Source organism: Pseudomonas sp. Ag1, from assembly GCF_000278565.1.
Classification (GTDB): domain Bacteria; phylum Pseudomonadota; class Gammaproteobacteria; order Pseudomonadales; family Pseudomonadaceae; genus Aquipseudomonas.
In genome coordinates, this window is record NZ_AKVH01000093.1 from 1 (window position 1) to 12,068 (window position 12,068).

A 12,068-nucleotide genomic window follows, 5' to 3' on the forward strand; every position below is an offset into this window, starting at 1 on the left:
AAAGCAGATCTGTTTTCGCTCTGGTTTTTGCTTTTGCTTTTAACACCCAAGCCGGCCGGGAGGCCGCTGTGCTTTTGCTTTTGATCTTGATCTTAGGGCCCCGTTAACCACGCTGGCCGGAGTGCGGGCATACCGAGCATTAGCGAGGTGCCGAGTGGTGGGGCAAGAGCGTTTTGCTTACTTTTGCGCTGTTAAGAAGTGAGCCGCTGTAAGAGCGGAACCATAAGCAGCCGTTACCGCAGCAACGGATATGCACCCCAACCGCCCAAATCCCTCCCAAGATGGCAAGTTGAACTCCACTCAGGTTTACTACTCCCTGAGTAACCGTTCCACCGGCCCCAAACGCCGGTCATCAAGGCCACCGAATGGACAAATACACCCCCCACACCTGGCAGCCCCACGAGCGCCCGAGCCTGCCGGGCTCGCCGTCGACGCCGCTGCATTCCACCCGCAAGCGCTGGGCCTACGCCCTCGTCGGCGTACTCGTGGCAATCACCGGTGGCCTCGGCAACTCGCTGGTGATCGCCAACCTTGTGTACCTCCAGGGCGCCCTGGGGGCCACGACGGCCGAGATGGCCTGGCTCCCCGCCGCCTACGTCATGACCAACGTCTCCATGAACCTGCTGCTGGTGAAATTCCGTCAGCAATTCGGCCTGCGTGCGTTCACCGAAGTGTTCCTGGTGCTCTACGCCCTGGTCACCTTCGGCCACCTGTTCGTCAACGACCTCAGCTCGGCCATCGCCGTACGCGCGGCCCACGGCATGGTCGGTGCCGCCCTCAGTTCCCTGGGCCTGTACTACATGATCCAGGCCTTTCCCGCAAAGTGGCGGATGAAAGCCCTGGTGCTCGGCCTGGGCACCGCGCAATTGGCGTTGCCCCTGGCCCGACTGTTTTCCGAAGACCTGCTGCAAATCGCCGAATGGCGCGGCCTGTACCTGTTCGAACTGGGCATGGCCCTGACCTGCCTGGGCTGTGTGTTCCTGCTCAAGCTGCCACCGGGCGACCGCTTCAAGACCTTCGAAAAACTCGACTTCCTGACCTTCGCCATCCTCGCCACCGGCGTTGCCTTGCTCTGCGCGGTGCTGTCCCTGGGCCGTATCGACTGGTGGCTGGAAGCGCCGTGGATCGGTATCGCCTCGGCCTGCTCGCTGGTGCTGATCATGGCCGGCCTGGCCATCGAACATAACCGCTCCAACCCGTTGCTGATGACCCGTTGGCTGGGCAGCGGGGCGATGATTCGCCTGGCGTTGGCGGTGGTGCTGATTCGCATGGTGCTCTCGGAGCAGTCCACCGGCGCCGTGGGCTTCATGCAGATGCTGAACATGAGCAACGAGCAGATGCGCACGCTGTATTGGGTGATGCTCGCGGGGGCGATTGCCGGCCTGGCCGTGAGCGCGCTGACCATCAACCCCGCGCATTTGCTGATGCCGCTGATCATCTCCCTGGCCTTCATGGCAGTGGGCTCGGTGATGGACAGTTTCTCCAGCAACCTCACGCGCCCGCAAAACATGTACATCAGCCAGTTCCTGCTAGGCTTTGGCGGCACGTTCTTCCTCGGGCCGACCATGGTCCTGGGCACGAAGAACGTACTGACCAACCCCAGGAACCTGGTGAGTTTCTCGGTGCTGTTCGGGATCTGCCAGAACCTCGGCGGCCTGATTGGTGCGGCATTGCTCGGTACGTTCCAGATCGTGCGGGAGAAATTCCATTCCAGCATGATCGTCGAACACCTGACCCTGCTCGACCCGCGTGTGGCCGCACGGGTGGCCAGCGGCGGCTCGGCCTATGGCGGGGTGATCGCCGACCCCGAGCTGCGCAACCTCATGGGCATTCGCAGCCTGGCCACGGCCGCCACCCGCGAGGCGAATGTGATGGCCTACAACGATGTGTTCATGCTGATCGCGATCATCGCCATACTCACCATGATCTGGATCTTTATCCGCAGCCTCTGGCTGATGAGTACCACTAAAGCTGCCGCCAGTGCAGCGCCTCCCGTTCAACCCAGCGGCGCACTTTCTTCATGACCGAACCGACGACGACCACCACCAACGCCATCGCTTCCACGCCGGAAGGCACCGCGCCGCCGAGCATGCCGGCCACCGAACCGCGCTCCTTGCGGGTGCGCATCATCTCTTCCATGGGCTTTGCCGCGATTGCGATTATCGGCGTGCTGATCGTGCTCTACGCCTGGCAGTTGCCGCCCTTCAGCAGCGCCGTGGAAACCACCGAAAACGCCCTGGTGCGCGGCCAGGTGACGATCATCGGGCCGCAGCTCAGCGGCTACGTGTATGAAGTGCCGGTGACGGACTTCCAGTACGTCAAGGCCGGGGATTTGCTGGTGCGCCTCGATGACCGTATCTACAAGCAGCGCCTTGATCAGGCCCAGGCGCAACTGGCGGTGCAGCAGGCGTCCCTGGCCAATGTGGTGCAGCAACGCAACAGCGCCGAGGCGACCATCAAGCTGCGTCAGGCGGCCTTGATGGACAGCCAGGCCCAGGCCCGCAAAAGCACCGCGGATTTGCGCCGCAATGAGGAGTTGATCAGCGATGGGTCGGTGTCCAAACGCGAGCTGGACGTGACCCGCGCCGCCAATGCGCAAACCATCGCGGCCGTGGCCCAGGCCCAGGCCAACCTGGAAATCGCCCGGCAGGATTTGCAGACAGTGATCGTCAATCGCGGTTCGCTGGAGGCGGCGGTGGCCAGTGCCGATGCGGCAGTGGAGCTGGCGCGTATCGACCTGTCGAACACCCGGATCATCGCCCCGCGTGACGGGCAACTGGGCCAGATTGGCGTGCGCCTCGGGGCCTACGTCAACAGCGGCGCGCAGTTGATGGCGCTGGTGCCGAACCAGCTGTGGGTGATCGCCAACATGAAAGAAACCCAGATGGACAACGTGCAGGTTGGCCAGCCGGTGACCTTTACCGTGGATGCCCTGGACCACCGCAAGTTTCACGGCACGGTGCAGCGCATTTCCCCGGCGACCGGGTCGGAGTTCAGCCTGTTGCAGGCGGACAATGCTACCGGCAACTTCGTCAAGATCGCCCAGCGGGTGCCGGTGCGGATTACCGTGGATCCGGGGCAGGAGCAGAGTGAACGGCTGCGACCGGGGTTATCGGTGGTGGTGAGTATCGACACGGCGGGGCGCCTGAAAAACACCCCTCCCTAAGACACAATGGAGATCAAAAATGTGGGAGCGGGCTTGCTCGCGAATGCGGAGTGTCAGTCGCAGATGTGTTGACTGATCCACCGCATTCGCGAGCAAGCCCGCTCCCACATGGGTTTTGTGTTGTTAGAGGGTTTTGTATTGCAGGCTGAAACTGAGTTCTGCCGACTGGCCTTGTTCCAACAGCTTCAATCCCGGCCTACCCGGCAGGTGATGGGCATTCACTGGATGGCTCACCGGCTCGAAGCAGAAAAAATCCAGCCCCGGCGGGCAATACAGCAGGTAATAGTCGCTGCCGGTGGCCTGGCATTCCAGGGTGTAACCCAGGTCTGGCTGCTGGATGACGCAGCGCCCATCCCACGGGCAAAAACCGTTGTCCACCAGTGTCTCGGGCAACGATTCTGGGTGTTGAAAATCCCACTCGGCGGGTACGGCAGCCAGCCCTGTCGGCAATTTCGCCGCATCACTCATCCATACCTGCGAAGCCTTTGCCTGCAATTGCGTGCCCGGCCTGCGGGGCAGATACGGATGCAATCCCAGCCCATGCCACGTCGCCGTTTCCGCCAGGTGCGTGACGCGCAAGGTGATGCTCAACTTGCCGCCCTTCAACTGAACCCGCTGCTCGGCGCGATACGCAAAGGGTGTGCTGCTGTCCAGTTGCAACACCACTTCGTCTGACGTCTGGCTGACCACCTGCCACACCTGTTGCCAGGCACTGCCATGAATTGGCAGCGGGTCCAGCGGGCTGTTGGGCTCAAGTCCCAACCACCCTGATGGGTTATCAAAGCCACCTTCGGCAACCCGGTTCGACCAGGGCGCCAGCGGGAAGCACGCAAGCTTCCCCGGCAGGCCGCTGGCCAGCGACTGTCGATCGGTGTGGCGTAGCAAGGGCTGGCCGCTGCTGCGTACTGTCCAGTTGACGATACTCCCGCCCAACGCTGGCGCCAGCGTCAGGTGGGTCAGGTTGTCTTCGAGTTCAAGCATCATGAGTGTCAGCAGACCTATTGAATGATGAATGCTTGTGTGGCGAGGGAGCTTGCTCCCGATGGGCTGCGGAGCGGCCCCAAAAAAAGCGGGAGCGCTTCGCACTCCAGCGGGAGCAAGCTCCCTCGCCACAGAAAGCTCCCTTGCCACAGCAGCTCCCTCTCCACAATAGCTCCCTCGCTACACGCAGTGTGGGGCTTATAACACCAACCCCGGCAACCACAACGACAACGCCGGAATGTAGGTCACGGCCATCAGCACCAAAAACAGCACACCATAAAACGGCAGCAACGCCTTCACGGTCTTCTCGATGCTGACTTTGCCCACCGCCGCCCCCACAAACAACACCGCACCCACCGGCGGGGTGATCAGGCCGATCCCCAGGTTCACCAGCATGATCATGCCGAAGTGCACCGGGTCGACGCCAATCCCCAGGATCACCGGCAGCAAAATCGGCGTGAGGATCAAAATCAGCGGCGCCATGTCCATCACCGTACCCAGCAACAGCAGCATGGCGTTGATGCACATCAGGATCACGTAGCGGTTGTCCGACAGGGTCAGGAACATCGTGGTGATCTTCGCCGGGATCTGCATCAGGGTCATGATGTAGCCGAAGCTGGCGGCGAACGCGATCAGGATCATCACGATGGAGATCGTGCGCACCGTGCGGTGCATCAGCTTGGGCAGCTCGCTCCATTTGTAGTCGCGGTAGATGAACATGGTCACGAAGAACGCCCACAACACCGCAATCGCCGCCGACTCGGTGGCGGTGAAGATGCCCGACAGAATCCCGCCAAGAATGATCACCATGGCCATCAGGCCCCACAGTGCATCGGCGCAGATTTTCAGTGCCTGTTTCAGGGGGATCACTTCGCCTTTGGGGTAGTTGCGCTTTTTCGCGAAGATCAGGCACAGCACCATCAGGCAGGCGCTCATCAGCAGGCCCGGGACCACGCCGGCCATGAACAGCGAGGCGATGGACACGGTGCCGCCCGCCGCCAGGGAGTAGAGCACCGAGTTGTGGCTGGGAGGCGTCAGCAAGGCTTGTACCGAGCCGCTCACGGTGACGGCGGTGGCGAATTCACGGGGATAGCCCTGGCGTTCCATTTCCGGAATCAGCACCGAACCGACAGACGCCGTATCGGCTACCGACGAGCCGGAGATCGCGCCAAAAAACGTCGAGGCCATGATGTTCACCAGGGACAGGCCGCCGCGCACAAAGCCCACCAGCACCCCGGCAAACGCCACCAGCCGGCGCGACATGCCGCCCTCGGCCATGATCGCCCCGGCCAGCACGAAGAACGGAATCGCCATCAGCGAAAACTTGTTCACCCCGCCGGCCACCTGAATCATCAGGGCCTGGAACGGAATGTCGATCCACCACGCGCCGATCAGCGCAGAAAGCCCCAGGGCGTAGGCCACCGGCATGCCAATCAGGATCAGGGCGATAAAGCTGCCCAACAGAATCAATGCGTCCATTCAGGCAGCCCCTTCACTTTCTTCAACCAGGTCGAAGCGCACGACCCGACGGTTGCTCTGGTCACCCAGCAGGAGTTTTTCCAGCACAAAAACCAGGGTCAGCAAGCCACCGATCGGGATCGGCATATAGGTGATGCCCACCCGCAAGGTCGGCATGGCGCTCATGAACTGGTTCCAGGTCGACAGGCACAATTTGCTGCCCCAGATCGTCATGAACAGGCAGATGGTTGCCATCAGCAATTGTGAGACGATGCCGACGATTCGGCGTTGGCCGGGCGGCAGGCGGTCGGTGACCATGGCCACCGACATGTGCGCCCCGGCGCGGTAACTGGCGGCGGCGCCGACAAAGGTGAACACAAGCATCAGCAGGATAGCGGTGGGCTCCGGCCAGCTGGAGCCGGTGCCGAGCACGTAGCGGGCGAAGATGCCCCAGGGAATGATCAGCGCGACGCCAAGAACGGCGAGGCCGGCGATCCAGATGCAGCTCATGTAAATGCGGTCGTTGATGCGCAGCAGTAAATTCTTCATGGCGTTCACCGTAACCGGGCGCGTCGATGCCGACCGCGCCGGGCCTTATCTATGAGGGGAAGGAGGGTTACTCGACGGCTTCGATGCGCTTGATCAGGTCGGCGTAGGGCGCGCCGTACTTGTCGCGGATCGAAGCGGTGGCCTCATAGAACGGTTTCTTGTCGATGTCGATGAACTCCACACCGGCGGCCTTGAGCTTGGCTTCACTGCTGGCAGACTTGGCGTCCCACAGCTCGCGCTCCTGGATCTGCGCGGCCTTGGCGGTGTTCTTCACCAGCACCTGTTGCTCGGGGGTGAGCTTGTTCCAGGTGATTTTCGACATCACGATGGGCTCGGGCAGAATCAGGTGGCCGGTCAGGCTGTAGAACTTGGCGTTCTGGTAGTGGTTGTGTTCCAGCAGGGTGGGCGGGTTGTTTTCCGCGCCGTCAATCACGCCGGTCTGCAGGGCGCTGAAGATCTCGCCGGTGTCCATGGCAATGCCGTTGCCGCCCATGGCGTTGATGGTTTCGATGAAGATCGGGTTGCCCTGCACGCGGATCTTCATGCCCTTGAGGTCTTCGATCTTGCGCACCGGTTTCTTGGTGTAGAGGTTGCGCGTGCCGCCGTCCATCCAGGCGAGCGCCACCAGGTTGAATTCGGAGTCGGTGATCTTGGCGAGGATTTCATCGCCGATCTCGCCGTCGATGACCTTGCGCATATGCACCTGGTCGCGGAACACGAACGGCATGTTGAACACGTTCACGTCCGGCACCACCGGGCCGACGATGCCGAGGCTGACCCGGGCCATCTGGATCGCGCCGACCTGGGCCTGTTCCACCACTTCCTTTTCCGAGCCCAGCACGCCGCCGGGGAACATCTTGAAGGTCAGGCCGCCGTTGCTTTCGGCCACCAGGGTTTTACCCAGCTGTTCTTCGGCGACGACGGTGGGGTAGCCTGCGGGGTGGATGTCGGCGAATTTGATTTCCAGCGCGTGGGCGGCACCGGCGAAGACGAAGGTGAAGGGGAGTGCGGCGAGGAGCAAAGTGCGTTTGAAGTCCATGGGGTGTCTCTCCAGTCTTGTTATTGTTTTATTCAAGGCACAGCGATGCAGCTAGAGGATGAAGGTGGGCTCCGGCAATCCGGTGACCCCGGGGTTGAGGGCAAACACGCCGCCGGCCAGCGACTGGGCACTGTGGTCGTCGCGGATCGAGGTGACGAACAGGGTGTCCAGGCGGCTGCCACCGAAGGCGCACATGGTGGGTTTTTTCACCGGCACGGCCAGTGAGCGGTCGAGACGGCCGTCGGGGGTAAAGCGGTGGACCAGCCCGGCATCGTTGGCGCAGATCCAGTAGCAACCTTCGGCATCCACGGCGGCTCCGTCGGGGCGGCCGAGGAACTGGTGCATATCCACAAACAGCCGCCGATTGGACGGCGTGCCGCTGTCGATGTCGTAGTCGAAGGCCCAGACCTGCTGGACCAACGGGTGCGAATCCGAGAGGTACATCGTGCGCCCGTCCGGGCTGAAGGCCAGGCCGTTGGGGGTGATGAAACCGTTGAGTGCGGTGTGAACCGCCCGGCCTGTTTCGTAGCGGTACAGTGCACCGTCGGCCGCATTCTCGGCCATGTTCAGCACCATGCTGCCGGCCCAGAACCGGCCCTGGCGATCACAGCGGCCATCGTTCAGGCGCATGTCCGGGCGGGCGTGCTCGACGCTGGCCAGGGGCGCAGTGTCGAGCCTGCCATCGTTGTGGGGCGTCAGCCGGAAAAACCCGGTTTGCATGCCCGCAACCCAATCGCCCGCCGAGGTGCGGGCGATGCAGGCGAGCATCTGCGGAGCTTTCCAGGCCTGCGCCTGGCCGCTGGTGGCGTTCCAGCGTTGCAGTTCGCCTGTGGGAATATCCACCCAGTACAGGGCGTTTTCCCCGGGTACCCACACCGGGCATTCACCCACGGCGTTGCGGGCGTCGACAATCAGTTCTGCTTGCATGGCCACTCATTCCCTTGGGTTGGTCTGTGGTCAGTCACCGAACGGGCCGGCGGCGCAAAACGCGCCACCCTGGTACACCCGCGCCGGGTCGTCGGCAGCGGGCATCGGCTGGGCTTCCACCTGTTTGCGGAATACTTCGGAAGAGTCCCGCGGGGTGAAGCCCAGGTGCGCGGCGAAGCGGTTGTCCCACCACACATCGAGGTTATCCGACATGCCGTAGACCACGGTATGCCCGACATTCGGTGTGTACAGCGAGCGTTCGAGCAGTTGGGTGAGGTCGTCGAAGCTCAGCCAGGTGTGCATCATCCGGCGGTTCTGGGGTTCCGGGAACGAGGAGCCGATGCGGATGCTCACGGTCTCGATGCCGTAGCGATCGAAGTAGAAACTGGCCATGTCCTCGCCGTAGGATTTGGACAGCCCGTAGTAACTGTCGGGGCGGCGCGGGGAGTGGGCGTCGAGGGCTTCGTCCTGCTTGTAGAAGCCGATCACGTGGTTGGAGCTGGCGAAGATGACGCGCTTGACCCCATGGCGACGCGCCGCTTCATAGATGTGGAAGATCCCGCAGATGTTCGCGCCCAGCACTTCCTCGAACGAGCGTTCCACCGATACGCCGCCGAAATGCAGGATCGCATCGACGCCTTCCACCAGTTGGTGCACGGCTTGTTTGTCGGAAAGATCGCAAGGCAATACTTCTTCGCTGTCGTCAGCGGCCGGGGCCATGTCGGCGATATCCGACAGGCGCAGTACCTTGGCGTAAGGACGCAGGCGTTCGCGCAAGACTTTGCCCAGGCCACCGGCGGCACCGGTGAGCAGCAAGCGGTTGAACGGGGTAGGGGCGGTTGTGGTGGTCATGGTGATCCCGTTATTGTTGTAGGTTGTCGTATGACTGATCCGAAGTATCCTTAGGGTTTCCTACACTTGTCAACGCACTATTGGTCGAAGTTGATAGAGGCTCATCGCTGTCCTGTGGCGAGGGAGCTTGCTGTGGCAAGAGGGCTTGCTGTGGCGAAGGAGCTTGCTGTGGCGAGGGAGCTTGCTCCCGCTGGAGTGCGAAGCGCTYCCAAGATTTTGGGGCCGCTGCGCAGCCCAGCGGGAGCAAGCTCCCTCGCCACATAAAGCGGTATCAACACTCCACCGCACTCACCGCCAACCCACCCCGCGATGTTTCTTTGTACTTGTCATGCATATCCGCCCCGGTATCGCGCATGGTGCGGATCACCCGGTCCAGCGAGATGAAGTGCTGGCCATCCCCCCGCAGCGCCATCTGCGCCGCGTTGATCGCCTTCACCGCGGCAATCGCATTACGCTCGATGCACGGCACCTGCACCAGCCCGCCTACCGGGTCGCAGGTCAGGCCGAGGTTGTGTTCCAGGCCAATCTCCGCCGCGTTGCACAATTGCTCCGGCGTAGCCCCGAGGATCTCCGCCAAACCCGCCGCCGCCATGGCGCACGCCGAGCCGACTTCACCCTGGCAGCCGACTTCGGCACCCGAGATCGACGCGTTTTTCTTACACAGGATGCCCACCGCCGCCGCGCCGAGGAAATAGTCGACCACGTTGGCTTCGGTCACTTCTTCGCTGAACTTCATGAAGTAGTGCAGCACCGCCGGGATGATCCCCGCCGCGCCGTTGGTCGGTGCCGTGACCATGCGCCCGCCGGCGGCGTTTTCTTCATTCACCGCCAGGGCGAACAGGTTGACCCATTCCATCGCGCTCAAGGTCGAGCCGATCACGTTCGGCTTGCCCAGCTCCTGCAAGCTGCGGTGCAACTTGGCTGCACGGCGCCTTACATTGAGGCCGCCGGGAAGGATGCCTTCGTGCTTGAGGCCTTGCTCCACGCAATCTTGCATGGCGCGCCAAAGCTTCATCAGGCCGCTGCGGATTTCTTCTTCCGAGCGCCAGGTTTTTTCGTTCGCCAACATCAGCTCAGCGACGCGCAGGTTGTGGGTCTTGCACAGCTGCAGCAGTTCCACCGCACTGGAAAAATCATAGGGCAGCTCGGTGCGGTCCATGTCCGCCACGCCGCTGTTGGCCTGGGCTTCATCCACCACGAATCCGCCGCCCACCGAGTAGTAGGTGTCGCGGTGCAGCTCGCCGTTATCACCGAACACCACCAGGGTCATGGCATTAGGGTGGAACGGCAGGTTTTCGTCGATCAGGCGCATGTCCCGCGCCCATAAGAAAGGCACCGGCAAACGTGCGTCCAGCAGCAGGGTGTTGGTCTCGCGCAGGGTTTCGATGCGGATGCCGATCTGTGACGGATCGATCGCGTCCGGCCACTCGCCCATCAGGCCCATGATCACCGCGTTGTCGCTGCCGTGACCGATGCCCGTGGCCGATAAGGAGCCATACAGCTGAACTTCGACGCGCCTGACTTGTTCCAACACATCACGTTCACGTAATCCTTGAACGAACAACGCCGCGGCGCGCATGGGGCCGACGGTGTGAGAACTCGAAGGCCCAATGCCGATCTTGAACAGGTCGAAAACGCTGATAGCCATTGCCGTGAAACTCCTCGATGAGCACAGGCCAGGCGCACATAACGCCTGGTGACGGAGCTGCTACGCTCATGTCGCAATCCGCCCAGATGCGGCCATCATCAAGCTTTTGTTGGCGCTCACGGCGTCTCACACCGACGTACCCATGCTCATCAGCGCCGCTGTTGTGGAAGGCGACGTTTTGGCCGTTTTTTGCGGTGCAGATCGGTAAAAAGTGCAGTTTTGCCGTGGAAAAAATCTGTAAGCGACGTCACCGACACTGGATACGACCATCCCTGTACTGGATACGACGCCCCCTGTAGGCGTCAGATTTTCACTGGTACATGATCAGTCTCGACTCGTTTGCACAGTTGCGTGGCAGAGCTGTGCCGCACGCCCAACCGCAACACCTATAAGCGCGGTGTTATTGCCGCCAGAAAAACACCAGGAGTCCACCCCCATGAAAGGTTCCCCGTCGTTGTTGTTGGCCGCCATGCTGAGTCTGCCAGTCGTGGCTCACGCTGCAGAACCGGCGCAATGCCAGACCGTCAACTTCTCCGATGTCGGCTGGACCGACATCACCGTCACCACCGCCACCACCAGCGAAGTCCTCAAGGGCCTCGGCTACAAACCCCGCACCACGATGATTTCAGTACCCGTGACCTACAAGTCCCTGGCCGACGGCAAGAACATGGACATCTTCCTCGGCAACTGGATGCCGACCATGGAAAACGACATCAAGCAGTACCGTGATGCCGGCACCGTGGAAACCGTGCGCGCCAACCTGGAAAACGCCAAGTACACCCTGGCCGTACCGGAAGCGCTGTACAACAAGGGCCTGAAAGACTTCGCCGACATCGTCAAATTCAAGGATGAGCTGGGCGGCAAGATCTACGGGATCGAGCCGGGCAACGACGGCAACCGGACCATCCAGACCCTCATCGACAAGGACGCTTTCGGCCTGAAAACCGCCGGTTTCAAAGTGGTCGAATCCAGCGAAGCCGGGATGCTTTCGCAGGTGGAACGCGCCACCAAGCGCGACCAGGCCATCGTGTTCCTCGGCTGGGAACCGCACCCGATGAACACCCGCTTCAAGATGAAGTACCTGACCGGGGGTGATGATTCATTCGGCCCCAACTACGGCCAGGCCACCATCTACACCAACGTCCGCAAGGGCTACACCCAGGAATGCAGCAACGTGGGCCAGTTGCTGAAAAACCTGTCGTTCACCCTGAACATGGAAAGCACCCTGATGGGTAATGTCCTGGACGACAAAATGAAGCCTGACGCCGCAGCCAAGGCGTGGCTGAAGAAGAACCCGCAAGTGCTCGACACCTGGCTCGCCGGTGTCACCACGGTCGATGGCAAACCAGGATTGGAGGCCGTCAAAGCTTACCTCGCCAAGTAACCGCTGACCCCGGGCCGGTACGCTGGCCCGGGATGTTTTTCCTCTTCGCATGTGGACATTCACT

The 12,068-nt window shown here is 61.8% G+C and carries 10 protein-coding genes; 3 read left to right on the plus strand and 7 right to left on the minus strand.

Features of this window, described 5'->3' with window-relative positions; translation table 11 throughout:
* Positions 1-365: 365 nt before the first annotated feature.
* Positions 366-2,024, plus strand: a complete 1,659-nt coding sequence (locus A462_RS20445) for an MFS transporter (RefSeq protein ID WP_003207803.1) — start codon at positions 366-368, stop codon at positions 2,022-2,024.
* The gene (locus A462_RS20440; RefSeq protein WP_003207807.1) at positions 2,021-3,166 is read left to right on the plus strand and encodes an HlyD family secretion protein; all 1,146 of its coding nucleotides are present in this window, start codon (positions 2,021-2,023) and stop codon (positions 3,164-3,166) included. Before A462_RS20445 ends, A462_RS20440 begins: the two co-directional genes overlap by 4 nt.
* A 123-nt stretch (positions 3,167-3,289) precedes the next feature.
* Here A462_RS20440 and A462_RS20435 read toward each other — a convergent pair whose 3' ends face one another.
* The 7 genes from A462_RS20435 to A462_RS20405 form a co-directional block, all read right to left on the minus strand.
* On the minus strand, positions 3,290-4,150 hold the full coding sequence (locus A462_RS20435; protein WP_008434034.1) for an aldose 1-epimerase: 861 nt from the start codon (positions 4,148-4,150) through the stop codon (positions 3,290-3,292).
* Positions 4,151-4,345: 195 nt separating this feature from the next.
* Positions 4,346-5,626 (minus strand): TRAP transporter large permease, encoded by a 1,281-nt coding sequence (locus A462_RS20430; RefSeq protein ID WP_003207810.1) that lies wholly within the window; start codon positions 5,624-5,626, stop codon positions 4,346-4,348.
* Positions 5,627-6,154, minus strand: coding sequence for a TRAP transporter small permease (locus A462_RS20425; RefSeq protein WP_003207813.1), 528 nt, complete (start codon positions 6,152-6,154; stop codon positions 5,627-5,629). It lies immediately after the preceding gene.
* A 67-nt stretch (positions 6,155-6,221) separates the two neighbouring features.
* Positions 6,222-7,193, minus strand: coding sequence for a TRAP transporter substrate-binding protein (locus tag A462_RS20420; protein ID WP_003207815.1), 972 nt, complete (start codon positions 7,191-7,193; stop codon positions 6,222-6,224).
* A gap of 51 nt (positions 7,194-7,244) precedes the next feature.
* Positions 7,245-8,120: an SMP-30/gluconolactonase/LRE family protein gene (locus tag A462_RS20415; protein ID WP_003207816.1), complete on the minus strand. Its 876-nt coding sequence runs from the start codon at positions 8,118-8,120 to the stop codon at positions 7,245-7,247.
* A 30-nt stretch (positions 8,121-8,150) separates the two neighbouring features.
* Complete coding sequence (locus A462_RS20410) at positions 8,151-8,972, minus strand: NAD-dependent epimerase/dehydratase family protein (protein WP_003207819.1); 822 nt, start codon at positions 8,970-8,972, stop codon at positions 8,151-8,153.
* A 271-nt stretch (positions 8,973-9,243) separates the two neighbouring features.
* Positions 9,244-10,620, minus strand: coding sequence for an L-serine ammonia-lyase (locus A462_RS20405; protein ID WP_008434038.1), 1,377 nt, complete (start codon positions 10,618-10,620; stop codon positions 9,244-9,246).
* 436 nt (positions 10,621-11,056) lie between these two features.
* Here A462_RS20405 and A462_RS20400 point away from each other — a divergent pair, with 436 nt between their 5' ends.
* Complete coding sequence (locus A462_RS20400) at positions 11,057-12,004, plus strand: choline ABC transporter substrate-binding protein (protein ID WP_003216912.1); 948 nt, start codon at positions 11,057-11,059, stop codon at positions 12,002-12,004.
* The last annotated feature ends 64 nt before the right edge of the window (positions 12,005-12,068 follow it).

Coding starts and splice junctions, on each gene's coding strand:
- A462_RS20445 (WP_003207803.1), top strand. CDS start 366: ATGGACAAATACACCCCCCACACCTGGCAGCCCCACGAGCGCCCGAGC.
- A462_RS20440 (WP_003207807.1), top strand. CDS start 2,021: ATGACCGAACCGACGACGACCACCACCAACGCCATCGCTTCCACGCCG.
- A462_RS20435 (WP_008434034.1), bottom strand. CDS start 4,150: ATGATGCTTGAACTCGAAGACAACCTGACCCACCTGACGCTGGCGCCA.
- A462_RS20430 (WP_003207810.1), bottom strand. CDS start 5,626: ATGGACGCATTGATTCTGTTGGGCAGCTTTATCGCCCTGATCCTGATT.
- A462_RS20425 (WP_003207813.1), bottom strand. CDS start 6,154: ATGAAGAATTTACTGCTGCGCATCAACGACCGCATTTACATGAGCTGC.
- A462_RS20420 (WP_003207815.1), bottom strand. CDS start 7,193: ATGGACTTCAAACGCACTTTGCTCCTCGCCGCACTCCCCTTCACCTTC.
- A462_RS20415 (WP_003207816.1), bottom strand. CDS start 8,120: ATGCAAGCAGAACTGATTGTCGACGCCCGCAACGCCGTGGGTGAATGC.
- A462_RS20410 (WP_003207819.1), bottom strand. CDS start 8,972: ATGACCACCACAACCGCCCCTACCCCGTTCAACCGCTTGCTGCTCACC.
- A462_RS20405 (WP_008434038.1), bottom strand. CDS start 10,620: ATGGCTATCAGCGTTTTCGACCTGTTCAAGATCGGCATTGGGCCTTCG.
- A462_RS20400 (WP_003216912.1), top strand. CDS start 11,057: ATGAAAGGTTCCCCGTCGTTGTTGTTGGCCGCCATGCTGAGTCTGCCA.